Annotated in this window: 22 protein-coding genes and 1 other RNA gene; 20 read left to right on the top strand and 3 right to left on the bottom strand. The window is 66.8% G+C overall.

Translation table 11 applies throughout. The annotated features are described in order from the left end of the window. Nucleotides 1-259: 259 nt before the first annotated feature. Nucleotides 260-622 carry a DUF4870 family protein gene (locus H0A72_RS05390; protein WP_180154012.1) on the top strand — a complete coding sequence of 121 codons (363 nt, stop codon included), beginning with the start codon at nucleotides 260-262 and terminating at the stop codon, nucleotides 620-622. Between the two features lie 323 nt (nucleotides 623-945). Here the strand turns inward: H0A72_RS05390 and H0A72_RS05385 are convergent, their stop codons facing one another. Next, nucleotides 946-1,218, bottom strand: a complete 273-nt coding sequence (locus tag H0A72_RS05385; protein WP_180067598.1) for an SWIB/MDM2 domain-containing protein — start codon at nucleotides 1,216-1,218, stop codon at nucleotides 946-948. Between the two features lie 217 nt (nucleotides 1,219-1,435). Between H0A72_RS05385 and H0A72_RS05380 the strand changes: the two genes are divergently transcribed. Further along, nucleotides 1,436-2,635, top strand: coding sequence for a M20 aminoacylase family protein (locus tag H0A72_RS05380; protein ID WP_180154011.1), 1,200 nt, complete (start codon nucleotides 1,436-1,438; stop codon nucleotides 2,633-2,635). A gap of 34 nt (nucleotides 2,636-2,669) precedes the next feature. Further along, complete coding sequence (gene pyrC, locus H0A72_RS05375) at nucleotides 2,670-3,731, top strand: dihydroorotase (protein ID WP_180154010.1); 1,062 nt, start codon at nucleotides 2,670-2,672, stop codon at nucleotides 3,729-3,731. On the opposite strand, the gene H0A72_RS05370 is transcribed toward pyrC, so the two are convergent. After that, a complete protein-coding gene (locus H0A72_RS05370; protein WP_180154009.1) occupies nucleotides 3,724-5,550 on the bottom strand; it encodes an ATP-binding cassette domain-containing protein in 1,827 nt (608 codons plus the stop codon). The genes pyrC and H0A72_RS05370 overlap by 8 nt on opposite strands. A 62-nt stretch (nucleotides 5,551-5,612) precedes the next feature. Between H0A72_RS05370 and rnpB the strand changes: the two genes are divergently transcribed. From rnpB to lpxC, 16 genes are all read left to right on the top strand, one after another. After that, nucleotides 5,613-6,028: RNase P RNA component class A (gene rnpB, locus H0A72_RS05365), an RNA gene on the top strand. A gap of 262 nt (nucleotides 6,029-6,290) precedes the next feature. Continuing rightward, nucleotides 6,291-6,719 (top strand): division/cell wall cluster transcriptional repressor MraZ, encoded by a 429-nt coding sequence (mraZ, locus tag H0A72_RS05360; RefSeq protein WP_180154008.1) that lies wholly within the window; start codon nucleotides 6,291-6,293, stop codon nucleotides 6,717-6,719. Between the two features lie 6 nt (nucleotides 6,720-6,725). Next, nucleotides 6,726-7,799 (top strand): 16S rRNA (cytosine(1402)-N(4))-methyltransferase RsmH, encoded by a 1,074-nt coding sequence (gene rsmH, locus H0A72_RS05355; RefSeq protein WP_180154007.1) that lies wholly within the window; start codon nucleotides 6,726-6,728, stop codon nucleotides 7,797-7,799. Then, complete coding sequence (ftsL, locus tag H0A72_RS05350; protein WP_180154006.1) at nucleotides 7,799-8,110, top strand: cell division protein FtsL; 312 nt, start codon at nucleotides 7,799-7,801, stop codon at nucleotides 8,108-8,110. Before rsmH ends, ftsL begins: the two co-directional genes overlap by 1 nt. Further along, on the top strand, nucleotides 8,107-9,843 hold the full coding sequence (locus H0A72_RS05345; protein ID WP_180154005.1) for a peptidoglycan D,D-transpeptidase FtsI family protein: 1,737 nt from the start codon (nucleotides 8,107-8,109) through the stop codon (nucleotides 9,841-9,843). The genes ftsL and H0A72_RS05345 overlap by 4 nt, the downstream gene beginning before the upstream one ends. Next, nucleotides 9,840-12,638 (top strand): bifunctional UDP-N-acetylmuramoyl-L-alanyl-D-glutamate--2,6-diaminopimelate ligase MurE/UDP-N-acetylmuramoyl-tripeptide--D-alanyl-D-alanine ligase MurF, encoded by a 2,799-nt coding sequence (gene murF / locus H0A72_RS05340; RefSeq protein ID WP_180154004.1) that lies wholly within the window; start codon nucleotides 9,840-9,842, stop codon nucleotides 12,636-12,638. Before H0A72_RS05345 ends, murF begins: the two co-directional genes overlap by 4 nt. Continuing rightward, on the top strand, nucleotides 12,628-13,800 hold the full coding sequence (mraY, locus tag H0A72_RS05335; RefSeq protein ID WP_180154003.1) for a phospho-N-acetylmuramoyl-pentapeptide-transferase: 1,173 nt from the start codon (nucleotides 12,628-12,630) through the stop codon (nucleotides 13,798-13,800). The genes murF and mraY overlap by 11 nt, the downstream gene beginning before the upstream one ends. Further along, complete coding sequence (gene murD / locus H0A72_RS05330) at nucleotides 13,797-15,326, top strand: UDP-N-acetylmuramoyl-L-alanine--D-glutamate ligase (protein ID WP_180154002.1); 1,530 nt, start codon at nucleotides 13,797-13,799, stop codon at nucleotides 15,324-15,326. The genes mraY and murD overlap by 4 nt, the downstream gene beginning before the upstream one ends. Beyond that, the gene (ftsW, locus tag H0A72_RS05325) at nucleotides 15,323-16,516 is read left to right on the top strand and encodes a putative lipid II flippase FtsW (RefSeq protein ID WP_180154001.1); all 1,194 of its coding nucleotides are present in this window, start codon (nucleotides 15,323-15,325) and stop codon (nucleotides 16,514-16,516) included. Before murD ends, ftsW begins: the two co-directional genes overlap by 4 nt. Then, nucleotides 16,513-17,586: an undecaprenyldiphospho-muramoylpentapeptide beta-N-acetylglucosaminyltransferase gene (gene murG, locus H0A72_RS05320; protein ID WP_180154000.1), complete on the top strand. Its 1,074-nt coding sequence runs from the start codon at nucleotides 16,513-16,515 to the stop codon at nucleotides 17,584-17,586. The genes ftsW and murG overlap by 4 nt, the downstream gene beginning before the upstream one ends. After that, the gene (gene murC / locus H0A72_RS05315; protein ID WP_218953168.1) at nucleotides 17,583-18,989 is read left to right on the top strand and encodes a UDP-N-acetylmuramate--L-alanine ligase; all 1,407 of its coding nucleotides are present in this window, start codon (nucleotides 17,583-17,585) and stop codon (nucleotides 18,987-18,989) included. The genes murG and murC overlap by 4 nt, the downstream gene beginning before the upstream one ends. After that, complete coding sequence (locus H0A72_RS05310) at nucleotides 18,986-19,933, top strand: D-alanine--D-alanine ligase (protein WP_180153998.1); 948 nt, start codon at nucleotides 18,986-18,988, stop codon at nucleotides 19,931-19,933. Before murC ends, H0A72_RS05310 begins: the two co-directional genes overlap by 4 nt. A gap of 10 nt (nucleotides 19,934-19,943) precedes the next feature. Next, the gene (locus tag H0A72_RS05305; RefSeq protein WP_180153997.1) at nucleotides 19,944-20,735 is read left to right on the top strand and encodes a cell division protein FtsQ/DivIB; all 792 of its coding nucleotides are present in this window, start codon (nucleotides 19,944-19,946) and stop codon (nucleotides 20,733-20,735) included. A 12-nt stretch (nucleotides 20,736-20,747) separates the two neighbouring features. Beyond that, the gene (ftsA, locus tag H0A72_RS05300; RefSeq protein WP_180153996.1) at nucleotides 20,748-21,974 is read left to right on the top strand and encodes a cell division protein FtsA; all 1,227 of its coding nucleotides are present in this window, start codon (nucleotides 20,748-20,750) and stop codon (nucleotides 21,972-21,974) included. 171 nt (nucleotides 21,975-22,145) lie between these two features. Further along, on the top strand, nucleotides 22,146-23,318 hold the full coding sequence (ftsZ, locus tag H0A72_RS05295) for a cell division protein FtsZ (protein WP_180153995.1): 1,173 nt from the start codon (nucleotides 22,146-22,148) through the stop codon (nucleotides 23,316-23,318). A gap of 269 nt (nucleotides 23,319-23,587) precedes the next feature. Next, nucleotides 23,588-24,511: a UDP-3-O-acyl-N-acetylglucosamine deacetylase gene (gene lpxC / locus H0A72_RS05290; protein ID WP_180153994.1), complete on the top strand. Its 924-nt coding sequence runs from the start codon at nucleotides 23,588-23,590 to the stop codon at nucleotides 24,509-24,511. A 25-nt stretch (nucleotides 24,512-24,536) separates the two neighbouring features. Here lpxC and H0A72_RS05285 read toward each other — a convergent pair whose 3' ends face one another. Continuing rightward, a complete protein-coding gene (locus tag H0A72_RS05285) occupies nucleotides 24,537-25,013 on the bottom strand; it encodes a DciA family protein (protein ID WP_180153993.1) in 477 nt (158 codons plus the stop codon). Between the two features lie 28 nt (nucleotides 25,014-25,041). Here H0A72_RS05285 and H0A72_RS05280 point away from each other — a divergent pair, with 28 nt between their 5' ends. Further along, nucleotides 25,042-26,007, top strand: coding sequence for a M23 family metallopeptidase (locus H0A72_RS05280; RefSeq protein ID WP_180153992.1), 966 nt, complete (start codon nucleotides 25,042-25,044; stop codon nucleotides 26,005-26,007). The last annotated feature ends 17 nt before the right edge of the window (nucleotides 26,008-26,024 follow it).

Below are 26,024 nucleotides of genomic sequence, written 5' to 3'. Positions count from 1 at the left end.
GAAACGCCTTTGCGCCGATGATAGTGGACGTACGTCTGTGAAAGTAGGTCATCGTCAGGCTCTTATACCAAAAAACCCCCCAGCGACACATCGACTGGGGGGTTTTGCTTTGAACGCGCCTGAACAGCACTCCTGAGCCGATGCCGGACCCATCGGCTCGCCAGCGCGCCATTGGACATGACCGGAACGGGAAGTCGAGTAAAATAGGCCCTCGGCGTCGGCCGGCTGCTTATCATTCTTGTTTCTCCGGAGGTTTTGTATGACCCAGGCGTTTCCGCCAGAGGACGGCACTGGCTTGTCCATGCGCAATCTGACGCATCTCATCTACGGGCTTTTTGCATTGGGCCTACTGAGCGCCGGCTTCTTCGGCGTTGCAACCATCGCGGCGGTCGTACTGGCTTATCTGAAGCGCGGCGACGCGGCCGGCACCCTGTACGCGGCGCATTTCGATTGGGTGATCAAGACGTTCTGGTGGGGCCTGCTCTGGATCCTCATCAGCGCGGTGTTCACCTTCATCTTCATAGGCTGGGTCACGGGCCTCATCGCCATCGTCTGGATCGTCTACCGGGTCATCAAGGGCTGGCTGGCCTTGTTCTCGGCGCAGTCGCCCCTGGCGGACTGAGCAAGCCTGCCCCGCAATCAAAAAACGCCCCCACGCTGCGCCTTCGGCTTGCTGCCCCCCAAGGGGGTATTTTTGTCTCGGGGCGGCCCAGCGACAGAGAAACGCCCCCACGCTGCGCCTTCGGCTTGCTGCCCCCCAAGGGGGCATTTTTGTCTCGGGGCGGCCCAGCGACAGAGAAACGCCCCCACGCTGCGCCTTCGGCTTGCTGCCCCCCAAGGGGACATTTTTGTCTCGGGGCGGCCCAGCGACAAAAAAACGCTGCCCGGGCGCGAGGCCTCGGCAGCGTTTTTTTGCGGCTCTTGCCAGAGCGGCGCCTTGGGCGCTTACTTCAGGTGCCCGCTGACCAGCTTGGTCAGTTCGAACATGGATACCTGGTCCTTGCCGAACAGCGGGCGCAATTTGTCGTCGGCATTGATGTTGCGGCGGTTCTTGGGGTCTTGAAGATCATGCTTCTTGATGTAGTCCCAGATCTTCTTGGTGACTTCGGTGCGGGGCACTGCCTCGGGCCCGATGATGGCGGCTAGCGTAGCGCTGGGAGTGAGCGGCTTCATGAACGCCGCATTGGGTTTGCGGGCGGATTTCTCGGTTGTTGCCATAGAAAGGGGCTCCTGACTGATAGTTGATAAAAACGTTCCCCCGCAGCATAACGTGAGAATCCTCGAAAGACAAAACAAAAAGTGCAGAAGAGTATGTCCGGCCTAGGGAGCTCAACGGCTGCGCAGTGCGTGTTTGCTTATGGTAATGTTTTATTTTAACCAGTGCCCGCACGAGCCCAGCGCCCGCAGAGCGCCGCCCAAAAGGAGACCCGAACCGATGTACGCCAAGAGTGTGTTTGAATCCATCAGCAGCTTCCACGACGAGCTGACCGCCATCCGACAGGACATTCACGCCCACCCCGAACTCGGCTTCCAGGAGCAGCGCACCTCCACGATCGTCGCCAACGCCCTGACCGCGCTGGGCTACCAGGTGCATCGGAATATCGGCAAGACGGGCGTGGTGGGCGTTCTGGAGGGCCGGCGCAACACCAGCGGGCGCAGCATAGGGTTGCGCGCCGACATGGACGCCCTGCCCATCGTCGAGCAGGGCGAGGCCGAATACGCTTCGCGGCATCACGGCGTCATGCATGCCTGCGGCCATGACGGCCACACCACCGTGCTGCTCGGCGCCGCCCGCTATCTCGCCGAGACGCGCAACTTCGACGGCAAGGCCGTCCTGATCTTCCAGCCCGCCGAAGAAGGCCTGGGCGGGGCGCAGGCCATGCTCGACGACGGCTTGTTCGACCGCTTTCCCTGCGACGCGATCTACGGGCTGCATAACTGGCCGGGCCTGCCGGCGGGCGTGATCGGCGTCAACCCCGGCCCCATGATGGCGGCGGCCGACCACTTCGAGATCCACATCGAAGGGCGGGGCGGCCATGGCGCCCATGCCTACCAGACCAACGACCCCATCGTGATCGCCGCGCAGCTGATCACCGCGCTGCAGACCATCGTGTCGCGCAACGTGCCGGCGCCCGAATCGGCGGTGGTCACGGTCGCGGCGGTGCATGCCGGCAACCTGCAGGCCATGAACGTGATTCCGCGCGATGCGCGCATGGTGGGAACGGTCAGGACCTTCAATCCGGTCGTCCAGGAACAGGTGATCCAGCGCATGCGGGAAATCGTCGACGGCATGGCCGCCGTGTTCAAGGCCGGCATCACGTTCAACTACCACAAGCTGTTTCCCGCCACCATCAACACGCCGGAGCACGCGCAGTTCGTGGCGGAAGTGGCCACCGAGCTCTTTGGCGCCGACAAGGTGATCCCGAACCTCACGCCCTCGATGGGCTCCGAGGACTTCTCCTTCATGCTGCAGCATCGGCCCGGCGCGTATTTCCGCCTGGGCCAGGGCGGCGCCGAGACCGGCCGGGTGCTGCATAGCGCCACCTTCGATTTCAACGACGCGGTCATCCCGGTCGGCAGCGCGATGTTCGTCCGCCTGGTCGAACGTAGCATGCCGCTCGCTTCCGGGTCATAATGCGGGTTTTCTCTTGACGGCCGGTAATTCTTCCATGATCGATGCCCCTCAGACCCTGACCATCGTCCGCCCGGACGACTGGCACCTGCACTTGCGCGACGGCGCCGTGCTGGAATCCGTCATCGCCGACACGGCGCGGCAGTTTGCGCGGGCCATCGTCATGCCCAACCTGAAGCCGCCGGTCACCACGCCGGAACTCGCGGCGGCGTACCGGGACCGCATCTACGCCGCCTTGCGGCGCGCGGGCATGGACGACGGCGATTTCACGCCCCTCATGACGCTCTACCTGACCGACAACACCCGCGTCGAAGACGTCCTGCGCGCGCGGGAGTCGGGTTTCGTGCACGGGATCAAGCTGTATCCGGCGGGAGCCACCACGAATTCCGACGCGGGGGTCACTGACCTGCTCGGGCGCTGCGGCGCGGCGCTCGAAGCCATGCAGCGCTGCGGCATGCCTTTGCTGATGCACGGCGAGGTCACGGATCCCGAGGTGGATCTTTTCGATCGGGAGGCGGTCTTCATCGACCGTGTGATGATCCCGCTGCGCAAGGCCTACCCCGAGCTCAAGGTCGTGTTCGAGCATCTGACCAGCCGTGAGGGCGTGGACTACGTGCGCGACGCGCCCGGGCCCGTCGCGGCGACGATCACCGCCCATCACCTGCTGTACAACCGCAACGCGATCTTCCAGGGAGGCATACGGCCGCATTGGTATTGCCTTCCGGTCCTCAAAAGAGAGCGGCACCGGCAGGCTCTGCTCGATGCGGCCACCAGCGGTTCGGGGCGGTTCTTCCTGGGCACGGACAGTGCGCCGCACCCCAGGGGGCTGAAAGAGCACGCATGCGGCTGTGCGGGCTGCTATACGGCGCTGCACGCCATGGAGCTATACGCCACGGCCTTCGATTCGGTGGGCAGGCTGGATCGGCTCGAAGCCTTCGCCAGCAGGAACGGGCCCGCGTTCTATGGGCTGCCGGTCAATGGCGGCACGCTGACTTTGCAGCGCGGCAGCTATGCCGTTCCGCAGGAACTGCCGATGGCGGATTCCACCGTCGTTCCGTTGGCGGCGGGCGAGACGCTGGGCTGGCAAGTGGTCAGCTGATTGTCGCGCCCGGCGCCGCGCCGTCGTTCCGTTTGTCTTCCAGCGCCTCCCAGCGCACGAACAGCACCTCCAGCTGCTGCTCGATCTCGTGCATCCGGCTGTTGATCGCCTCGACTTCCCCGGGCGCTTCGCGATACAAGTCGCCGTCGGCGAGGCGGGCGGCCAGCGCCGCCTGCTCGCGCTCGAGCGCGGCGATGCGGTCGGGTAGTTCATCCAGCTCGCGCAGTTCCCAGGAGGTGATGCGGCTTGCCTTCGCGGCTTTCGGCCGGGCCGGCGCGGCGGCCTCCTTTTTGCGCGGCTTTTCGGATTCGAGGCCCTGCGCGGCGGGCCGTTGCGCCAGCCACTCATCATAGCCGCCGACGTATTCACCCCAGCGACCATCGCCTTCGAAGGCGATGGTCTGCGTCACGACATTGTCCAGGAACTCGCGGTCGTGGCTCACGAGCAGCACGGTGCCGGGGTAGTCCTGGAGCAATTCTTCCAGCAATTCCAGGGTTTCGATGTCCAGGTCATTGGTGGGTTCGTCGAGCACCAGCACATTGGTCGGCCGCGCGAACATGCGGGCCAGCACCAGCCGTGCGCGCTCGCCGCCCGAAAGGCTGTGCACCGGCGATTGCGCGCGGGCCGGCGGGAACAGGAAGTCTTCGAGATAGCTCATGACGTGCTTGCGCTGATTGCCGATCTCGACCCATTCGCTGCCGGGATTGATGGTGTCGGCCAGCGTGGCGTTCTCGTTGAGCTGGGCGCGCATCTGGTCGAAATAGCCGACGGTCAGGTTGACGCCCAGGCGCACGGTGCCGGAGGTGGGCGGCAATTTGCCGAGCATGATTTTCAGGAGCGTGGTCTTGCCCGAACCGTTGGGGCCGATGAGGCCGATGCGGTCCTTGCGCATGATGACGGTGGAGAAATCGCGGATGATCACGCGCTCGCCGAAACGATGCGAGACATGCTGGAGTTCGGCCACCAGCTTGCCCGAGCGCCGGCCCTCCGCGATGGCGAGGCTGACGTTGCCTTGCCGCTCGCGGCGCGCGGCGCGTTCGCGGCGCAATTGTTCCAGCCGGCGCACCCGGCCCTCGTTGCGCGTGCGTCGCGCCTCGACGCCCTTGCGGATCCAGACTTCTTCCTGGGCGAGGAATTTGTCGAACTTGGCGTTCTGCTGCTTCTCGGCTTCGAGCGCTTCGGCCTTGCGCTGCTGCCATTGGGAGAAATTGCCGGGAAAGCTGTACAGTTTGCCGCGATCGAGCTCGACGATGCGCGTGGCGACGGCATCGAGAAAGCGCCGGTCGTGCGTGATGATGATGACGCTGCAGCGCGCAGTCTGCAGCAGGCCCTCGAGCCACGCGATGCCCACGAAGTCCAGATGGTTGGTGGGTTCGTCCAGCAGCAGCAGATCGGGCTCGTCGGCCAGGGCGCGGGCCAGCGCCACGCGCTTGCGCGTGCCGCCGGACAGGCCTTCGATGAGGGCGTCGGGCGCCAGGTTCAACTGCTCGATCAGCGCATTGGCGCGGGCGGGCCGCTGCCAGTCTTCCGTTTCCGCGTAGTCGCCGCAGAGCGCGTCCAGCACCGTGGATTCGGCGTCCAGTTCGGGCTCCTGCTCCACCGTGGCGATTTTCAGGCCCCCGCTGCGCATGATCTCGCCGTCGTCGGGCAGCGTGCGGCCGTCGAGGATCTTGAGCAGAGACGATTTCCCCGCGCCGTTGCGGCCGATGAGGCCGATGCGCTCGCCGGACTGGATGGTGAAGTCGGCGTGGTCCAGCAGCGGATGGTGCCCGTAGGCAAGCTGTACGCCGCTTAGCGTGATGAGAGTGGGAGCAGCCATGCAAAAACCGATACGTTCAATTCGATGGAAACCCCTATTGTCGCAGGTTACAATGCACAGGTGAGGCAGGCCGGGCAATCGCGGCGCCGCAAGGCGTCGAGGAAGGTCCGGACTCCGCAGAGCGGGATAGCGGCTAACGGCCGTCCGGCAAGGCGCGCGCAATCCGTTGCGGCGCCGAGCCGAGGAACAGGGCCACAGAGACGAGTCTGCGGCGAGGGCGCGCCTAGGCGCGCACCGGCATGGCCACCTCCATGCCGCGCGGTCGGGCAACCGGCCGCGGCGCTGCAGGGTGAAACGCGGCAACCTCTATCCGGAGCAACATCAAATAGGCATGCGTCCGGCCTTCGGGCCGAAAGGGTGGCTCGCCCGAGCATGCGGGTAGATGGCTAGAGCCCGGCAGCAATGCCGGGCCCAGAGGAATGATTGCCCGCCAGGCTCGCCTGGCGTACAGAATCCGGCCTACAGGCCTGTCTCACTTTTTGTCCGGCCTCCTTCGGTAGGCCAATGGTTATCAAATGCAAAGTCCCGTGCCCAAACCCCTCCCGGGTTTTTACAAAGGACTTTCACATCCCCACCCAATTTCTTGATTTTCCTGGACATTTTTATTCGCACTCTCCTGCGGGGCAGCGCTAAGTGCTTGTTGTAATTGAAAAAATTGCAACTTTGCGCTTGACCAGCCGCATTCGTTCCCGTAGAGTGGGGAAAAGTAGGATTTTGTGCAAAAAAGTGGGGAAGAAATCTTGTTCCAGGGTAGCAGCGCTCTCACGTTGGATGCCAAAGGTCGGCTCTCGATTCCGACCCGGCACCGTGACGCGCTCGTTTCCCAGGTCGAAGGCCGTCTGACCCTCACCCGCCATCCCGATGGCTGCCTCCTGGTGTATCCGCGCAACGTGTGGGAAAAGAAGCGTGAACAGATCGCGAACTTCCCCATGGGCGCCCGGCCTCTGCAGCGGCTGCTGCTGGGCAACGCGCAGGACGTGGAAATGGATGGTTCCGGGCGCATCCTCATCGCGCCCGAGCTGCGTACGGCGGCCGGGCTGGTTCGTGAAGTCATGCTGCTCGGCATGGGCAGCCATTTCGAGTTGTGGGATAGCGCAGAATGGGCGCGCCGCGAGGCGGAAGACCTGGCCAAAGGCATGGCCGAGGTCATGGACCAGTTTTCTTTCTAAACCAATATGGAGTTCATACATCGATCCGTGCTGCTGGAGCCTACGGTCCAGGCCCTCGTCGATCCCGATTTCGGGGTCCGGGGGAAAGGCGGAAAGGCCGCGGCCGCCGCCGCGCACGGGCCGGCGCCGGGCGTCTATGTGGACGGCACCTTCGGCCGGGGCGGGCACAGCAGGCATTTGCTGTCGCGGCTGGACCCGCGGTCCAGGCTGGTGGTTTTCGACAAGGATCCCGAAGCCATCGCCGCGGCCAGGGCTCTGCAGCAGGAGGACGACCGGGTCGTCGTCGTGCATGGCGGTTTTGGCGGCATGCCGGAGGCATTGGCCGGTCTGGGAGTGGAGCAGGTGAACGGCGTCATGCTGGACCTGGGCATTTCTTCGCCGCAGATCGATGACGCGCGCAGGGGATTCTCGTTCATGCGCGAGGGGCCGCTGGACATGCGCATGGATACGAGCAGCGGTCCCACCGCGGCGGAATGGCTGGCGGAAGTCGGCATAGACGAATTAAAGGAGGTCATAGCTAAATATGGCGAAGAACGGTTTGCTTTCCAGATTGCAAAGGCGGTTGTTGCTCGCCGCGAATCCCGGCCGCTGCGCACAACGCTCGACCTCGCCGAGCTCATCGCCGGTGTCGTCCGTACGCGCGAAAAGGGTCAACACCCGGCCACTCGCAGCTTTCAAGCTATACGGATTCACATCAATCAAGAGCTCCAGGAGCTCGCGCTCGCCCTCGCGGCAGTTCTGAAGGTATTGGCTCCAGGAGGGCGTCTCGCGGTGATCAGCTTCCATTCTCTCGAGGACCGCATGGTCAAGCAATGCATCGCCGCGGCCGCCAGGCCGGCCGCGGCGCATGCCCGCATGCCCATCCCGGAGAAGGACATGCCGCAGCCCATCCTCAAGTCGCTGGGCCGCATCCTGCCCTCGGAAGAAGAAGCGCGTGACAACGTCCGCGCGCGTTCCGCCGTGCTGCGCGTGGCCGAACGCACCCACACCCCCTTGCCCGCGGACCAGGGCGCTTCCTTCATCAACGCCATGGGCCTGGTCGGCCGCGCATCCGGGCACGGCAAGAGGAGGCACAGGTAATGGGCCGCCTCAGCCTTTTCTTCGCCCTGGTCCTCATGATTTCCGCGCTGTCGCTGGTGACAGCGCGTTTTCAGTCCCGGCAGCTGTTCATCGAGGTCGACCGGCTTGAAGACCGCGCCCGCGAACTCGACACCGACTGGCGGCGGCTCCAGCTGGAGCGCGCCGAACTGGCGCGCAATGCGCGCATCGACGGAATGGCGCGCGAAGAGCTCCAGATGGTCACGACTTCGCCCGACCGGACCATATACGTCACCGGCGGCGGGGCGCCCGGCGGGGCGCCCGGCGGCGCGGCGCGGGGGGAACGGCGATGAAGCGCGTCCGTTTCTTCGACAGCCCGGTGCTCAATGTGCAAATGCCGCTGTGGCGCTCGCGCCTGGTGCTGGTCCTGCTGGTGCTGGGCTTCGCCGCCTTGGCGGGCAAGGCGCTGCACCTGCAGGGCCTGTCCACCGAATTCCTGCAGCAGCAGGGCGAAAGGCGCTACGAGCGCACCCTGGTGCTGCCGGCCACGCGCGGCAAGATCTTCGACCGCAGCGGCGCGGTCGTCATGGCCTCCAGCGTGCCCGTGCGGGCCATCTGGGCCATACCGGAAGACACCCGCCACGCCACGGACGCGCAGCTGCGCAAGCTCGGCGAGCTGCTGGGCATGTCCGTCGGCGACATCAAGAGCCGCCTGACCGACGAGGAAAAATCCTTCGTCTACATCAAGCGCCAGGTTTCCATCGACATCGCCGACCAGGTCCGCGACCTGAAGGTTCCGGGCTTCCATCAGCAGTCGGAGATGCGCCGCTTCTACCCCGAGGGCGAGATCGCCGCCCATGTCATCGGTTTCACCAACATCGAAGACAAGGGCATCGAGGGCGTGGAGCTCGCCTTCAACGAAGAGCTCTCCGGCAAGCCGGGCTCGCGCCGCGTCATCAAGGACAGGCTGGGGCGGGTGGTCGAGGACGTGCAGGCCATCATCCCCCCGGTGAACGGGCAGGACCTGCGGCTTTCCATCGACAGCGGCCTGCAGTTCGACACCTATACCGCCCTGAAGAAGGGGCTGGAGCAGCACAAGGCCAAGGCCGGCGCCGGCATCGTGATAGACGTGCAGACGGGCGAGATCCTGGCGCTGGTGAACCTGCCCACCTACGATCCCAACGACCGGGACGACCGCAAGGGCCAGGCGCTGCGCAACCGGGCCATCACCGACACCTTCGAGCCGGGCTCCATCATGAAGCCTTTCACGGTGGCCCTGGCGCTGGACATCCGGCGCATCACCACGTCCACGCTCTTCGACACCGGCAACGGCCAGTACCGCTATCAAGGCTCGACCATCTCCGACGTCAGCCGCAACGGCACCTTGAACGCGGCGGGTATACTGCGTCGGTCGAGCAATATCGGCATGACCATGATTTCCGAGAAGCTGACGTCCCAGGAAATGTGGAACAAGTTCACGGAGCTGGGCTTCGGCCGCGCGCCGCAAGCTAATTTCCCCGGGGTCGCCTCGGGGCGGCTGCGTCCCTGGGAACGCTGGCGCCCCATCGAACGGGCGACGATGGCGTATGGCTACGGCCTGTCCGTATCGTTGCTGCAGATCGCCCACGCCTACACGGCCTTCGCTCGTGGCGGCGACATGGTCTCGCTGACCCTGTTGAAGCGGGAAGGCAAGCCGACCAGCGTGCAGGTGTATACACCCGAGGTGTCGGCCCAGATCCGCGAGATGCTCGAGGCGGCCGCGGGCCCGGACGGCGCCAAGCTTGCGCAGGTCCAGGGCTACCGCGTGGCCGGCAAGAGCGGCACGGCGCGCAAGATCGTCAACGGGAAGTACAGCACGTCGCTGTACCGCAGCTCCTTCGTGGGCTTTGCTCCGGTTTCCAATCCGCGCATCGTCGTTGCGATCAGCATCGACGAGCCGGGTTCCAATGGCTATTATGGCGGCCGCGTGGCCGCCCCTGTATTTGCTGATGTGGTCGCCAGCAGCCTGCGACGTATGGGTGTACAGCCAGACGCCCCGATCGAATCGCTGGTTGCATTGGGCGCCAAGAGAGAGGTGGCGCAATGAACGCCCGAGAAATCATTACCTGGCTGAGCCGGCATGTCGCGCCCGGGGCGCATCTATGCCTGGACACCCGGCAGCTGAATGCCGGCGACGTATTCTTCGCATGCCCGGGCCTTGCCAGCGATGGGCGCGCCTATATCGAACAGGCTGAGCGCCTGGGCGCCGCGGCCGTCGTCGCGCATGCCTCCGGCGGCTCCGCCGAAGGCGCCGTGCGCGCATCGGTGCCGGTCCTGGAGGTCGAAGGCCTGCCGGACCTGCTTGGGCAGGTCGCGCATCGCTGGTATGGCGAGCCGTCCAGCGCGCTGTCCGTCGTGGCGCTGACCGGAACCAACGGCAAGACCAGCTGCGTCCAGTGGCTGGCCGGCGCCTTGAACGCGGACGGCGTTCCCTGCGGCACCATCGGCACGCTGGGCGTGACCCTGGCGGACGGCACCAACCTCGGCGGCGCCCTGACCACGCCCGACGTCCTGACCATGCACCGCAGCCTGGCGGCCATGCGCAAGGCCGGGGTCCAGGTGGTGGCCATCGAGGCGTCCTCCATCGGGCTGGTGCAGGGCCGGCTCGACCACGTCCGGATCCAGATCGCCGGTTTCACCAACCTGACGCACGATCACCTTGATTTCCATGGCAGCATGGAAGAGTACAAGGCCGCCAAGTTCCGGTTGTTCGACTGGCCGGGCCTGCGCTGCTCGGTGGTCAATCTGGACGATGCCGCCGGCGAAGAGCTGGCCGGCCTGCTCGCGCCCGCCTCGGTGGTCGGCTATTCGACCCGCAGCCACGGCCAGGCCGTGCTGCGGGCCCAGGACATCCAGGCCGGACCCTATGGGCTGGTCTTCAACCTGGTGACGCCCGAAGGCACGGTCCAGATGCTGACGCGCCTGGTGGGCGAGCACAACGTGTCGAACCTGCTGCTGGTCGCCGGTGTCCTGCGCGACATGGGCTGGGACCTGCAGCGCATCGCCAGGGTGCTCGGGGCCCTGACGTCGGTCGAGGGCCGCCTGCAAGTCGTGGAGCCTCCCGACCACATCCGATCCGGCGCCGGCCATCCCATGGCGGTGGTCGATTACGCCCATACTCCGGATGCGCTCGAGCGCGCGCTGCTGGCCTTGCGCGACATCGCGGCGGCGCGCGGCGGCAAGCTGGTATGCGTGTTCGGCTGCGGCGGCAGCCGCGACAGCAGCAAGCGCCCGGTCATGGGCCGCATCGCCGCCGAGCGCGCGGATGCCGTCATTCTCACCAGCGACAATCCGCGCAGCGAAGATCCGCGCGAAATCACCGCGCAGATCATCGCGGGCATGCCGCAAGCGCCGCGTGTGGATCTGGACCGGGCCTGCGCCATCCTGTCGGCGGTGTGGGGCGCCTCGCCCGACGACGTCGTGCTGATCGCCGGAAAAGGCCACGAGACCTACCAGGAAACACAGGGCGTCCGCGTGCCCTTCGACGACCGCGAGTGGGTGCGGTTCGCGCTGTCCTGGAAGCAGGGGCTGAGCGTCTCCACCGATACGCGCAGCCTGGCGCCGGGGCAGTTGTTCGTGGCGCTCAAGGGCGAAGCGTTCGACGGCCATGACTATCTGGAAGCGGCTCGCGCGGCCGGCGCCTGCGCCGCCGTGGTCGAGCGCAAGCGTCCGGAAGCAGGCCTGCACCAGTTCGAGCTGGGCGACACCCGGCAGGCGCTGATACGCATCGGCACGGTGTGGCGCCGCCGGTTCGGCATTCCGGCCATCGCCGTGACGGGCAGCAACGGCAAGACCACCACCAAAGAAATGATCGCGTCCATATTGCGCGACTGGCTGGGCGAAGAAAACAGCCTGGCGACGCGGGGCAACCTGAACAACGACATCGGCGTGCCGCTGACCGCGCTGCGCCTGCGCGCACAGCATCAGGCGGCCGTATTCGAGCTGGGCATGAATCATCCCGGCGAAATCGCCGTCCTGGCCGCCATCGCCCAGCCCACCGTCGCGCTGGTGAACAACGCCCAGCGCGAGCACCAGGAATTCCTGCATACCGTCGAGGCCGTCGCCCGCGAGAACGGGTCGGTATTCGATGCGCTGCCCGCCGGCGGCACGGCGGTGTTCCCGGGGGACGACACCTACGCGCCGTACTGGGCCGGACAGGCGGCCGGGCGCAAGATCCTGCGGTTCGGCTTCGAACCCGAGTTCGACGTCTATGCGGACCAGATACGCGTGGAACCCGACCGGACCTCCTTCCAGATCCAGACGCCCGCAGGCGCCGGCAAGCTGACGCTGGCCGCGCCCGGCGTGCACAATCTGCGCAACGCGCTTGCGGCGGCCGCTTGCGCCGTCGCCGCCGGCGCGCCGCTGCAGTCGGTGCTGCGCGGCCTGGAGGCCTTCCATCCGGTGACGGGCCGCATGCAGCCGCGCGCGCTGGACGGCGGCTTCCAGCTGATCGACGACACCTACAACGCCAATCCCGACTCGGTCCGCGCCGCCATCGACGTGCTCGCGCGGCTGAACGGCACCAAAGTGCTGGTGCTGGGCGACATGGCCGAAGTGGGCGCCGACAGCCACGCGCTGCATGCCGAGGTCGGCGGCTACGCGAAAGACCAGGGCATCGACGTCTTGCTGGTCCACGGCGCCGCCTGCGCCCATGCCGCCCGCGCCTTCGGGCCGCAAGGCTTCGTGTTCGACTCGCTGGCCGATCTGCTGCGCGGCATCACGCCGTGGATGCCGGCCCACATTCTCGTGAAGGGTTCGCGCAGCGCCCGCATGGAGCGGGTCGTGGCGGCCCTGGCCCAGCAGACGCCAAAGAGCGAAGAGGGGGACCGCCATGCTACTTGAGCTCGCGCGCTGGCTGTCCGACTCCCATATACGCGCTTTCGGCGTCTTCGAATACATCACCTTCCGGGCGGTGCTGGCTTGCGGCACCGCGCTGCTCATCGGCCTGTTCGCCGGCCCGGCCGTCATCCGCAAGCTGACCGAGCTCAAGATCGGCCAGGCAGTGCGCAGCTACGGCCCCCAGTCGCATCTGCAGAAGAACGGCACGCCCACCATGGGCGGCGCGCTGATCCTCATCGCGATCGGCGTCAGCACGCTGATGTGGGCGGACTGGACCAACCGCTTCGTCTGGGTCGTGCTGCTCGTCACCTTCGGGTTCGGCTGGATAGGCTGGGCCGACGACTACAAGAAGGTCGTGCACCGGGATCCGGAGGGCATGTCGTCGCGCCGCAAATTCTTCTGGCAGGCCCTGATCGGCATCGTGGCGTCGCTCTACCTGACGTTCGCGGTGTCGGCGCCCGCCAATGCCGACCTGTGGCCCTTGTTCCGCGACTGGGTGCTGAGCGGCTTCACCATGCCGCTGCCGACCCGGGCCGACCTCATCGTGCCGTTCTTCAAGAGCGTGAGCTACCCCCTGGGCGTGTTCGGCTTCGTGGCGCTGACCTGGCTGGTCATCGTCGGCTCCAGCAACGCGGTGAACCTGACGGACGGGCTGGACGGCCTGGCCATCATGCCCACCGTCATGGTCGGAAGCGCGCTGGGCATCTTCGCCTACGTGGTCGGGCGCGTCGATTATTCCAAGTATCTGCTCTTCCCCTACATACCCGGCGCGGCGGAGCTCATGGTCCTGTGCGCGGCGATCGCGGGGGCGGGGCTGGCATTCCTGTGGTTCAACGCCTATCCGGCGCAGGTCTTCATGGGCGACGTCGGCGCGCTGGCGCTGGGCGGCGCGCTCGGCACGATCGCGGTCATCGTGCGCCAGGAAATCGTCCTGTTCATCATGGGCGGGGTGTTCGTGGTCGAGACCCTGTCGGTGATGATGCAGGTGGCGTGGTTCAAATACACCAAGAAACGATACGGAGAAGGGCGGCGCATCTTCCGGATGGCGCCGCTGCACCATCATTTTGAAGTGACGGGCTGGAAGGAGACGCAGGTCGTGGTGCGTTTCTGGATCATCAGCATGATGCTGGTCCTGATTGGCTTGGCGAGCTTGAAATTGCGATGACGACGATGACTTTCCCCTCGGTGCGCACGGACGGCCTGACCCTGATCCTGGGTCTGGGCGAGACGGGCGTCGCGGCCGCGCGCTGGTGCGCGCGGCACGGGGCGGCCCTGCGCGTGCTCGATACCCGCGAGGCGCCGGGCGGGCTGGATGTGCTGCGGCGGGAGCTGGGCGACGCGCAGGTCGACTACCGCCTGGGGAGCGACGGCTTCGAGGCGTCCGCGCTGCAGGACGTGCACACCATCGTGCTCAGCCCGGGGCTGGCGCCCGGCCAGGAGCCGCAGCGTTCCTTCCTGGAGCTGGCCCGCGCCGGGCGGGTGGAAATCATCGGCGAGATCGAACTGTTCGCCCGCGCGCTGGCCGACATGTCGAGCCAGGGATACCGGCCCAAGGTGCTGGCGGTGACCGGCACGAACGGCAAGACGACGGTCGCCGCCATGACGCGGCGCCTGCTGGAAGCCGGCGGCCTGCGCGCCAGGGCGGCGGGCAACATCAGCCCCGCGGCGCTCGACGCCCTGCGCGACGCGCTGGACGAGGATGCGCTGCCCGACGCCTGGGTGCTCGAACTGTCCAGCTTCCAGCTGGAGGCCGTCCACAGCCTGAAGGCCGATGCCGGCGCCGTGCTCAACGTCACCCAGGACCACCTGGACTGGCACGGCTCCATGCAGGCCTATGCGGCCGCCAAGGCGCGCCTGGCGGGCATGTCCGACGTCATGGTCGTCAACCGGGACGACGAACTCACGGTCGCCATGGTGGCGAACCTCGACGCGCGCAACGTGCGCAGCTTCGGCCGGAGCGCGCCCGTGCTGGAAGGGGACATGGGCCTGGAGGCGAGCGACGGCATCGTATGGCTGGCCGCCGCGGAAGCCGATGATTTCGACTTGCCCGCGCCCACGCCCAAGCGCGGCCGGAAGGCCGTCGAGGCGCCGCGCGCGCCCGGCCGCATGCGGCGCCTGATGCCCGCCGACGCGCTGCGGGTGCGCGGACAGCACAATGCCCTGAACGCCCTGGCCGCGCTGGCGCTGGCGCGCTGCCTGGGCCTGGGGTGGGCGGGGCTGCTGAACGGCTTGCGCGACTACGCCGGCGAACCGCATCGCACCGAGTTCGTGCGCAGCATCGCCGGCGTGGACTTCATCAATGACAGCAAGGGCACCAACGTGGGCGCGACCGTGGCGGCGCTCGAAGGCATGGACGAGCCCGTGGTGCTGATCGCCGGAGGCCAGGGCAAGGGGCAGGACTTCGCGCCCCTGGCCAAGGCGGTGCGCGGGCATGCGAAAGCGGTCCTGCTGTTCGGGCAGGATGCCGGCCTCATCCAGGCGGCGCTGGCCGGCGCCGGCGTTCCGCTGGAGCGCGTGGACGGCCTGCAGGCCGCCGTGGAACGCGGCTTCGAATTGGCCGGCGAAGGCGATTCCGTGCTGCTGTCGCCGGCCTGCGCGAGCCTGGACATGTTTCCCAACTACAAGGTGCGCGGCGCCCGCTTCATGGACGCGGTCCAGGAGCTGGCCTTGAATCGGGGGGAGGTCGCATGAGCCTGTTCGCCGACTTCTCATCGGGCGTCAACGCGGTCAGGCCGGGGCGCACCACCATGCCCAGCGTGGACATGGCCATGGTGATCGCCGCCGGCACCCTTGTCCTGTTCGGCCTGCTGATGGTGTATTCGGCATCCATCGCGCTGGCCGACGGCCCGCGCTACGAGAGCTACGGCCGGTATTATTTCGTGATCCGCCACGGCCTGTTCATCGCGGTGGGCGTGCTGGCGGCCCTGTTCGCCTTCAACGTGCCCATGAAGGTCTGGGCCAAGCTCGCCGTCCCGCTCTTCCTGCTGTGCCTGGTGCTGCTGGTCGTCGTGCTGGTGCCCGGCATCGGGCGGGAAGTCAACGGCGCGCGCCGCTGGCTGCCGCTGGGCCCGGTCAACTTCCAGCCCTCCGAACTCATGAAGGTGGCGGTGCTGCTCTACGCCGCGGACTACACCGTGCGCAAGCAGGAGCACATGCAGAACTTCCTGCGCGGCTTCCTGCCCATGGCGGTCGCCCTTACCGCCGTCGGCATGGTGCTGCTGCTCGAACCCGACCTGGGCGCATTCATGGTGATCGTCGCCATCGCGGTGGGCATTCTTTTCATCGGCGGCATCAACGGCAAGCTGTTCTCGACCCTGCTCGCCATCCTGATCGGCAGCTTCCTGGTCCTGATCTGGCTGTCGCCCTGGCGCCGCGAACGCCTGTTCGTCTATCTGGATCCATGGAACCCCGAGAATGCCTACGGCAGCGCCTACCAGCTGTCCCATTCGCTCATCGCGCTGGGGCGCGGCGAATGGTTCGGCGTGGGGCTGGGTTCGAGCGTGGAAAAACTGCATTACCTGCCGGAGGCCCACACCGACTTCATCGTCGCGGTGATCGGCGAAGAGCTGGGCTTCGTCGGGGTGATGTTCCTGATCATGCTGTTCTTCTTCATCGTGTGGCGCGGCTTCGAGATCGGCCGCCAGGCGATCGCAATGGACCGCATCTTCAACGGCCTGGTCGCCCAGGGCGTGGCGCTGTGGTTCGGCGTGCAGTCCTTCATCAACATGGGCGTATGCCTGGGCCTGCTGCCGACGAAAGGCCTGACGCTGCCCATGGTCAGCTATGGCGGCAGCGGCATCGTGATGAACCTCGTGGCCATGGCCCTGCTGCTGCGCGTCGACTACGAGAACCGCAACATGATGCGGGGGAAACGAACATGACGGCGCCGACATTGCTCATCATGGCGGGCGGCACGGGCGGGCACATCATGCCGGGCCTGGCCGTGGCCCACGAAATGCAGGCGCGCGGCTGGAAGGTCCTGTGGCTGGGACATCCCGAACGCATGGAAGGGCGCCTGGTGCCGCCGCAGGGCTTCGAGCTGCTGCCGCTGCGCTTCGCCGGCCTGCGCGGCAAGGGCCCGGCCGCCATGCTCAAGCTGCCTTTCACGCTGACGCGCGCCTGCCTGCAGGCAGGCGGGCTGCTGGCGCGGCACCGGCCCGACGTCGTCCTGGGCATGGGCGGCTACGTGGCCTTCCCGGGCGGGCTGATGGCCGCGGCGCGGCGCATACCCGTGGTGATCCACGAGCAGAACGCGGTGGCCGGAACGGCGAACCGCTGGCTGGCGCGCCTGGCCAGCAAGGTCCTGGTCGGCTTTCCGGGCGCGCTGCCCGGAGCGATCATGGTCGGCAACCCGGTGCGCCGGTCCTTCACCGCCGGCCGGCCCGCGGCCGAGCGCTATGCCGGCCGCCAGGGGCCCTTGCGCGTGCTGGTCGTGGGCGGCAGCCTGGGGGCGGCGGCCCTGAACCGGGTCGTGCCGGAGGCCATGGCCTTGCTGCCCGAAGGCGCGCGGCCCTTGATCACGCATCAGTCGGGCGAGCAGCACCTGGCCGCGCTGCGCGCCGCTTACGACAAGGCCGGCGTATCCGCCGACTGCCATGCCTTCATCGACGACATGGCGGCGGCCATGTCGGACGCCGACGTGGTGATCTGCCGCGCGGGCGCCATGGCGGTCGCCGAGGTCGCGGCGATCGGCGTGGCGGCGCTGTTCATTCCGCTGCCGCACGCCATAGACGATCATCAAACCGCCAACGCCCGCTATCTGAGCGATTGCGAGGGAGGCTGGCTGCGCAAGCAGTCCGAGCTGGACCCGCAGTGGCTGGCCGGCTGGCTGGGCGGCATCACTCGGGAACAACTGGCGCGGGTCGCGGCGCATGCCCATGAGCATGCCTGCCCGCAAGCAACGGCGCACATCGCCGACGCATGCGAACAAGTCGCCAGGAGGCCGGCATGAAGCATAGAATCCAAAGCATACATTTCGTCGGAATAGGCGGGTCGGGCATGAGCGGCATCGCCGAAGTCCTGCTGAACCTGGGCTATTCCATCAGCGGCTCCGACATCCAGGAATCCGCGGTGACGCGCCGGCTCGCGGGCCTGGGCGCCCGCGTGACCATCGGCCATCACGCCGACAACGTCAAGGGCGTGGGCGCCATCGTCACGTCCACGGCGGTCTCGGGCGACAACCCCGAAGTCCTGGCGGCCCGGGCCGCCCGCATTCCCGTCGTGCCCCGCGCGCTGATGCTGGCCGAGCTCATGCGCCTGAAGCGCGGCATCGCGGTGGCCGGCACGCACGGCAAGACCACGACCACCAGCCTGGTGGCCAGCGTGCTGGCGGGCGGCGGGCTGGATCCGACCTTCGTGATCGGCGGCCGGCTGAATTCCGCCGGCGCGAACGCCAGGCTGGGCCAGGGCGACTTCATCGTGGTCGAGGCCGACGAGTCCGACGCGTCCTTCCTGAACCTGCTGCCGGTCATGGCGGTGGTCACCAATATCGACGTCGACCACATGGACACCTACGGGCACGACGTCGCGCGCCTGAAGAGCGCCTTCATCGAATTCACCCAGCGCCTGCCGTTCTACGGCACCGCCGTGCTGTGCAGCGACGACGCCAATGTGCGGGAGATCATTCCCTTCGTGTCGCGGCCGGTCACCACCTACGGCATCGACAGCGATGCGCAGGTGCGGGCCCACGACCTGCGCGCCGAAGGCACGCGCATGCGTTTCGACGTGGAGCGCCAGGGCGCCGCGGGCGCGCTGCCGCCCATGTCCGTGACCCTGAACCTGCCGGGCCGGCACAACGTCCTGAACGCGCTCGCCACCATCGCCGTGGCGACGGAACTGGGCGTGAGCGACGAATCGATCGCCGCATCGCTGTTGGCGTTCAACGGTGTGGGGCGCCGCTTTACGCACGTGGGCGACTTCAGCGTTTCGCAGGCCCGCGGCGGCGGCTCATTCACGGTGATCGACGACTACGGCCATCATCCGGTGGAGATGGCCGCCACGCTGGCGGCGGCGCGCGGCGCCTGGCCCGACCGGCGCATCGTCCTGGCCTTCCAGCCGCACCGCTACACGCGCACCCGCGACTGCTTCGAGGACTTCGTCCGCGTGCTGGGCCAGGCCGACGCCGTCCTGCTGACGGAAGTCTATGCCGCCGGCGAGGCGCCGCTGATCGCGGCGGACGGCCGCGCGTTGGCGCGGGCGCTGCGCGTCGCCGGCAAGGTCGAACCGGTTTTCGTCGAGGACGTGGCCGACCTGCCGTCGGCGATCCGCGATTTCGCGCGCGACCGGGACGTCGTGATCGTCATGGGGGCGGGTTCGATCAGCCGCGTCCCCGCGCAATTGGGGGAACCATCATGAGCTCGAATTTCGGCCGGGTAGGCGTGTTGTACGGCGGTCGATCCGCCGAGCGCGAGGTGTCGCTGATGTCGGGCCAGGGCGTGCACGACGCGCTGCGCAGCCAGGGCATAGACGCGCATCTTTTCGATACGGGGCGCTACACCCTGGTGGACCTGATCAACGCCGGCTTCGATCGCGTCTTCATCGCGCTGCACGGCCGCTATGGCGAGGACGGGACGCTGCAGGGCGCGCTGGAATTGCTGCGCCTGCCCTACACGGGCAGCGGGACGCTGGCCTCCAGCCTGGCGATGAACAAGATCATGACGAAGAAGGTGTGGCTGCAGCAAGGCCTGCCGACGCCGGCGTACATGTCCATGGACGCCCGGACCTCCATCGATGAAGTGATCGCGGCGCTGGGCCTGCCGCTGGTCGTGAAGCCGCCGCACGAGGGCTCGACCCTGGGCATCACCAAGGCGACGACGCGCGAGGAGGTGGCCGCCGCGTATCGGCTGGCGGCCTCCTACGACGATGAGGTGCTCGCCGAGCAGTTCATCAAGGGGCGCGAGCTGACGGTGCCGATACTGGGTTCGGGGCCCGCCGCCCGCGCGCTGCCGGCCATCGAGATCGTGGCGCCCGGCGGCAACTACGACTACGAGCACAAGTACATTTCGGACGAAACGCAATACATCTGCCCGGCCGCGCTGGCGCCGGCGCTGGCCGCCGAGCTGGCGCGGCTCTCGGAGCAGGCCTACCGCGCCCTGGGCTGCGAGGGCTGGGGCCGGGCCGACTTCATGCTCGACGAGTCGGGCAAGCCATGGCTGCTGGAAATGAATACCTCGCCGGGGATGACCAGCCATTCGCTGGTCCCCATGGGCGCCAAGGCGGCGGGCATGAGCTACGCCGAGCTGTGCGTGGAGATCCTTTCCACGGCATCGTGCAAAGTCCGTTCGGCTTCCGCCGCCTGAAGGAGAAGACGTGTTCAACGACGCCCGCTTCATCAACTTCATCGCGAACACGCTGGCTCTGCTGGCCGTGTCCGCCATGTTGCTGGGCGTCGTCGTGTGGATCGCCCAGCGGCCCTACTTCGCCATCTCGACGATACAGATCGAAGCGATGGAGGCCGAGGATCTCAGCTATGTCTCCCCGGCCAGCGTGAAAGCGACCATCGCGGGCAAGCTGGCGGGCAACTTCTTCTCGATCGACCTCGACCGGACGCGCGAGCTGATCGAGACCGTGCCATGGGTGCGCCATGCGCAGATCCGGCGCGTATGGCCCGACTCCCTGAGGGTCCAGATCGAGGAGCAGCAGCCTTTGGCCTTGTGGAACGAGGGCCAGATGATCAACACCTGGGGCGAGGCCTTCACGGCCAACCAGGGCGCGCTGCCCGACAACGCCGAATTGCCGCAGTTGAACGGTCCCGACAATTCGGAGCGGCTGGTGGTGCAGCGCTATGCGGAAATCGCGCGGTGGTTCGCGCCGCTGAACCTGCGCATCCAGGAGGTCACTCTGAGCCCGCGCTATGCCTGGGAGGTCACCTTGTCCGACGGCATGAGGCTCAGCCTGGGGCGCGATCCGGCGGCGGACGTGGCCGATCCCCACGGGCGCTCGGGAGCGCTGCCGTTCGCCGCGCGCATCGAGCGTTTCGTCCAGGTGTGGCCGAAGCTGGCGCAGCGGCTCGACGGGCGGGCGCTGAGCAGCGCCGATTTACGTTATTCCAACGGGTTCGCCATCACGTTGGCCAATGTTTCCAATCCCTCTACGAAGTAAAAGACCAAGACTATGACTCGTGACATCAAGGACCTGATCGTTGCACTCGACATCGGCACCAGCAAGGTGGTGGCCGTGGTGGCGGAGATCCTGCCGGAGGGGCGTTTCGAAGTGCTGGGCCTGGGGCAGCACGAGTCCCAGGGCATGCGCAAGGGGGTGGTGGTCAACATCGAATCCACCGTCAACTCCATCCAGCGGGCGCTGGAAGAGGCCGAGCTCATGGCGGACTGCAAGATCCGCGAGGTCTATACGGGCATCGCGGGCAGCCACATCACCAGTTTCAATTCCAGCGGCATGGTGGCGGTCAAGGACAAGGAAGTCACCGCCGCCGACGTCGCCCGCGTCATCGAGACCGCCAAGGCGGTCAACATCCCCACCGACCAGCAGGTGCTGCACGTGCTGACCCAGGAATTCATCGTCGACTCCCAGGAGGATATCCGCGAGCCCATCGGCATGAGCGGCCTCCGGCTGGAAGTCCGGGTGCACATCGTGACCGGCGCGGTGAGCGCCGCGCAGAACATCGTCAAGTGCGTGCGCCGCTGCGGCCTGGAAGTGCATGACCTGATCCTGCAGCCGCTGGCGTCCAGCCTCGCCTGCCTGACCGCCGACGAAAAAGAGCTGGGCGTCGTGCTGGTCGACATCGGCGGCGGCACGACGGACGTCGCCATCTTCACGGGCGGGGCCATACGCCACACGGCGGTGGTGCCCATCGCGGGCGACCAGATCACCAGCGACATCGCCGCCATGCTGCGCACGCCCACGCCCGACGCCGAAGAAATCAAGCTGCGTTTCGGGATCGCGAAACAGGTGCTGGCCGGCGCGGACGAACAGATCGAGGTCCCGGGCCTGGGGGACCGCCCCAATCGCCAGGTGAAGCGCCAGGCGCTGGGCGCCGTGATCGAGCCGCGCGTCGAAGAACTGTTCACCTTCGTCCAGCAGATCGTCCGCGAGTCGGGCTATGAAGACCTGCTGTCCTCGGGCGTGGTCTTGACGGGCGGCACGGCGCTCATGCCGGGCATCGTGGAGCTGGCGGAAGACGTATTCCTGAAACCGGTGCGCGTGGCCGTGCCCGCCTATGAAGGCAGCCTGGCGGACGTCATGCACAACCCGCGTTTCTCCACCGTGATGGGCCTGCTTGCCGAGGCCCGTCTGCAGCGCGCGCGAGGGCGCAAGGTCGCCCAGCAGAAGGGCAGCTTCAAGACCCTGCTGGCGCGCATGAAGGAGTGGTTCATGAATTAGGGCCCGCGGGCCCTGATGAGCAGGCGGCACAAGCCTGTTCACGGAGGCGTTTCAAATCAGGCGCGAGCGGATGCAGCTGGCGCCTCCTTTGAAATCATTCCGGACAACAAGCAGTACTGGGGAACATTTTTAGTATTTGACCGTTTTTTTGGATATGTGAGGGAGTCCATCATGATGAACTTTGAAATGCTCGATACCAGCGCCAACGGTACCGTGATTAAAGTAGTGGGCGTGGGCGGCGCCGGCGGCAACGCGGTGGCGCACATGATACGTTCCGGCGTGCACGGCGTTGAATTCATCTGCGCCAACACCGACGCGCAAGCGCTGGCGACCAGCGAGGCGCCGGTGCAGATCCGCCTGGGCCGCACCGGGCTGGGCGCCGGCGCGCGCCCCGAACAGGGACGCGCCGCGGCGGAAACCGCGCGCGAGGAAATCCGCGCCGCCTTGAACGGCGCCAACATGGTGTTCATCACCGCAGGCATGGGCGGCGGCACGGGCACGGGCGCCGGCCCGGTGGTGGCCGAAGTCGCCAAGGAACTGGGCATTCTGACCGTCGGCGTGGTCACCAAGCCGTTCATGTTCGAAGGCAGCAAGCGCTTGAAAATGGCCGAGGAGGGCATCGCCGAGCTGTCCAAGCACGTGCATTCCCTGATCGTCGTCCTGAACGAGAACCTGTACGACCTCATGGACGACGACGCGACCCAGGAGGACTGCTTCAAGGCAGCCGACGACGTCCTGCACAATGCATGCGCGGGCATCGCCGAAATCATCAATGTCGAAGGCAACGTCAACGTCGACTTCGAGGACGTCAAGACCATCATGGGCGAACAAGGCCAGGCGATGATGGGAACCTCGATCGCCGCCGGCGAGAACCGCGCCCGCGTGGCGGCCGAGCGGGCCATCGCATGCCCGCTGCTGGAAGGCGTCGACCTGCACGGCGCGCGCGGCATGCTGGTCAACATCACGGCCAGCCGTTCGCTCAAGATGCGCGAAACGCGCGAGATCATGGACACCATCCGCAGCTACGCGGCAGACGACGCGACCATCGTCTTCGGCACGGCCTACGACGAATCCATGGGCGAGAACCTGCGGGTCACGGTGGTCGCCACCGGCCTGGGCCGCAAAGAGGCATCGCGGCCGCAACTGGTGCAGAACACGGTGGAAGACCTGCGCACCGGCACGGACAACCTGACCCTGATGGGCGGCCACGATTTCAGCGGCTCGGCCGTTCCGGCGGTGATCCGCAACCCGCGCAGCCAGGCCTCGGCCCAGGTGCGCGCGCTGGAAACCGCGGGCATGGACCACTTCGACATTCCCGCCTTCCTGCGCAAGCAGGCCGACTGAACCGCGGGGCCGACCGTCCCGCGGCCTTGACCGCCTCTCTCATGCCGGCCGGGCGGGAGCGACGCCCCGGCCGGGCCACGATAGGCGCGCCGTCCCTCATTCCCCGGGGACGCGCGCCGTCGCTTTGCCGGACCCCCGCAACATGCCGGCGACCCGCATTGAAGCCGCTTGAAACACAAAAACCGAGTGATCGGCACCCGATTCGGTTACACTATCGGGATCGGTTCGCTCAGGAGCCAATAAGCGCTCGCCCCAAACAAACACAAAACATGCTACGTCAACGCACCATCCAGAAATCCATCAGTACCAAAGGTGTAGGCCTGCATTCGGGCCGAAGGGTCGAAATCACCCTGCGGCCGGCCGCGCCCAACACAGGTATTGTGTTTCACCGCGTTGACCTTCCCGAAGTCGTCGACCTTCCCGCCAAAGCGGACCAGGTCGGCAATACGCGCATGGCGTCGGTCCTGCAGCAAGGCAACGTGCGCGTGTCCACGGTCGAACACCTGATGTCCGCCCTGGCCGGCCTGGGCATCGACAACCTGCACGTCGACCTCACCGCCGAAGAAGTGCCCATCATGGACGGCAGCGCCGGCACCTTCGTGTATTTGCTCCGTTCCGCCGGCCTGGAGGAGCAGCCCGCCGCCAAGCAGTTTCTGCGGGTCCTGAAGCCCGTCGAAGTCCGCGAGGGCGAAGGCGAAGACGCCAAATGGGCGCGCCTGGAACCCTATAACGGTTTCGCGCTGTCCTTCGCCATCGATTTCCACCATCCCGCCATCGACTCCACCGCGAATTTCGCCGAAGTCGATTTCGAAAAAGATTCCTACGTCAAGACCATCGCCAGGGCCCGCACCTTCGGCTTCGTCAGCGAGGTCGAAGCCCTGCGCGCCGCCGGCCTGGCACGCGGCGGCAGCCTGGACAACGCCATCGTCATGGACGAATACCGCGTCCTGAATTCCGACGGCCTGCGCTACGACGACGAATTCGTCAAGCACAAGATACTCGACGCCATCGGCGACCTGTATCTCATCGGCAAGCCGCTGGTCGCGCGCTATGTGGCGTGCAAGTCCGGGCACGGGCTGAACAACCAGCTGGCGCGCGCGCTGCTGGCCCGGCGCGACTGCTGGGAACTCATCACTTACGAGTCCAGCGCGGCCGCGCCCAAGGCTTTCACGCACGAATGGAAGCTCGCCTGATCCAGGCGCGGCACGCCCTTTCGAATCACCTTCGATGATGCTCCAGCAGGCGCCCCACGGCGTTCGCCAGGGGGCCGGGGCGCAGTTTCCGGCGCAGCTCGTCGAATGCCGCCAGGGCTGAATCATCCAGGGGGATGACTTCACGGGGGGCTGGTTTTGTCTCGTCCCGCCATGGCCTCGCTTGAACCTTGACGATGATTTCGTTAAGGTTCCAGCCGTTGTCGGCCAGCAGGCGCGCAATGCGCGGCGCCAACTGCCGGAGCTTGGACGCGTAGGCGGCGCTGGGAACTGTCAGGGTGATTTGCTGTCTTTCTATACGCGCCGCCTTGCACACTTGCGCCAAGGCGGGCGGCAGGGCCTGTTTGGCGAATTCCTCGACCTGCAGGAGATGGCGCGCGGTGGCCAGCACCTGCGCGCCGTGCTGGTCGCCGTCCAGCCACTGCACCGCCAAAGGGGCGGGCGCGGCGTTTTCGGGGCGAGGGCGGGGGCTCGATCGGGTCATGCCGGTCATGGTATTACGTGAGAGGTTTATGCAAAGCAAGCATGTCGATTCTAACGCCAAGAGACTGAAATCGGCGCTCACCGCCCTGGCGGTGGTCTGCGCCATGGGCATGTCGGCCGCAGCCGGCGCCTGGATGCAGTCGCGCGTGGACAAGAAACCGGCGCTCAGCGCCGAACAGGAGCAGGCGCTCGCCGAGCAGCTCACCCGGGATTCCTCCTATTTGCGGCAGAACGTGAACCAGCTCGCATCCAAGGTCGGCGACCTCCAGGCGCGGCTCATCGCCATGGACGGCCTGGGCAAGCGGGTCGCCGAGGTGGCGGGCGTCGCCTATACCGATCCGGAAGTCGCCGCCACCCTGGATCAGTCCGCGCCGCCGCCCGTCATGGACGACATCGGCGGGGATCGAGGCGCCGCCTGGTCGGCCGAGGGGCTGGGCAGGCAGGTCGACCTCCTGGCCCAGCGCATTTCGGAACAGAAGGACTGGCTGTCCATGCTGGACCTGGTGCTCACCCGGCGCGCCGGCGTCGAGGCCAGCCTGCCCACCCTGCAGCCGGTCGATTACCCCTACCTCAGCTCCTCGTTCGGGTGGCGGCGCCATCCGGTCACGGGGCGCCACACCATGCACGAAGGGCTGGATTTCGCCGCGCCCAAGGGCACGCCCATACACGCCGCCTCCGGGGGCGTGGTGACCGAAGCCCGCTACGCGCCGGGCTACGGCAAGATGGTCGAGATCAATCACGGCAACGGGCTGGTCACGCGCTATGCGCACGCCTCGTCCATCAACGTCAAGCTGGGCGACCTGGTCGAAAAAGGCCAGATGATCGCCAGGGTGGGCTCCACGGGGCGATCCACCGGCCCGCACCTGCATTTCGAGGTCCGGATGGCCGGCCATCCGCTCGATCCCACGCTCTTCTTCGAGCGGCCCGATGCGCCCGACCAGCTCGTTGCGGACGCCCGTGGCGAGCACGAACCCCTTGGGTCCGAGGTGCGTTAAACTGTATCGTTTTCCCG

Source organism: Parapusillimonas granuli, assembly GCF_013416525.1.
GTDB classification, from domain to species: Bacteria; Pseudomonadota; Gammaproteobacteria; order Burkholderiales; family Burkholderiaceae_B; genus Parapusillimonas; species Parapusillimonas granuli.
This window is presented reverse-complemented; position numbering and strand designations above follow the sequence as displayed.

Coding starts and splice junctions, on each gene's coding strand:
- H0A72_RS05345 (WP_180154005.1), top strand. CDS start 8,107: ATGAAGCGCGTCCGTTTCTTCGACAGCCCGGTGCTCAATGTGCAAATG.
- H0A72_RS05285 (WP_180153993.1), bottom strand. CDS start 25,013: ATGACCCGATCGAGCCCCCGCCCTCGCCCCGAAAACGCCGCGCCCGCC.
- ftsZ (WP_180153995.1), top strand. CDS start 22,146: ATGATGAACTTTGAAATGCTCGATACCAGCGCCAACGGTACCGTGATT.
- mraY (WP_180154003.1), top strand. CDS start 12,628: ATGCTACTTGAGCTCGCGCGCTGGCTGTCCGACTCCCATATACGCGCT.
- H0A72_RS05385 (WP_180067598.1), bottom strand. CDS start 1,218: ATGGCAACAACCGAGAAATCCGCCCGCAAACCCAATGCGGCGTTCATG.
- H0A72_RS05370 (WP_180154009.1), bottom strand. CDS start 5,550: ATGGCTGCTCCCACTCTCATCACGCTAAGCGGCGTACAGCTTGCCTAC.
- H0A72_RS05380 (WP_180154011.1), top strand. CDS start 1,436: ATGTACGCCAAGAGTGTGTTTGAATCCATCAGCAGCTTCCACGACGAG.
- lpxC (WP_180153994.1), top strand. CDS start 23,588: ATGCTACGTCAACGCACCATCCAGAAATCCATCAGTACCAAAGGTGTA.
- H0A72_RS05280 (WP_180153992.1), top strand. CDS start 25,042: ATGCAAAGCAAGCATGTCGATTCTAACGCCAAGAGACTGAAATCGGCG.
- murD (WP_180154002.1), top strand. CDS start 13,797: ATGACGACGATGACTTTCCCCTCGGTGCGCACGGACGGCCTGACCCTG.
- murF (WP_180154004.1), top strand. CDS start 9,840: ATGAACGCCCGAGAAATCATTACCTGGCTGAGCCGGCATGTCGCGCCC.
- H0A72_RS05310 (WP_180153998.1), top strand. CDS start 18,986: ATGAGCTCGAATTTCGGCCGGGTAGGCGTGTTGTACGGCGGTCGATCC.
- H0A72_RS05390 (WP_180154012.1), top strand. CDS start 260: ATGACCCAGGCGTTTCCGCCAGAGGACGGCACTGGCTTGTCCATGCGC.
- rsmH (WP_180154007.1), top strand. CDS start 6,726: ATGGAGTTCATACATCGATCCGTGCTGCTGGAGCCTACGGTCCAGGCC.
- murG (WP_180154000.1), top strand. CDS start 16,513: ATGACGGCGCCGACATTGCTCATCATGGCGGGCGGCACGGGCGGGCAC.
- ftsL (WP_180154006.1), top strand. CDS start 7,799: ATGGGCCGCCTCAGCCTTTTCTTCGCCCTGGTCCTCATGATTTCCGCG.
- pyrC (WP_180154010.1), top strand. CDS start 2,670: ATGATCGATGCCCCTCAGACCCTGACCATCGTCCGCCCGGACGACTGG.
- ftsA (WP_180153996.1), top strand. CDS start 20,748: ATGACTCGTGACATCAAGGACCTGATCGTTGCACTCGACATCGGCACC.
- ftsW (WP_180154001.1), top strand. CDS start 15,323: ATGAGCCTGTTCGCCGACTTCTCATCGGGCGTCAACGCGGTCAGGCCG.
- murC (WP_218953168.1), top strand. CDS start 17,583: ATGAAGCATAGAATCCAAAGCATACATTTCGTCGGAATAGGCGGGTCG.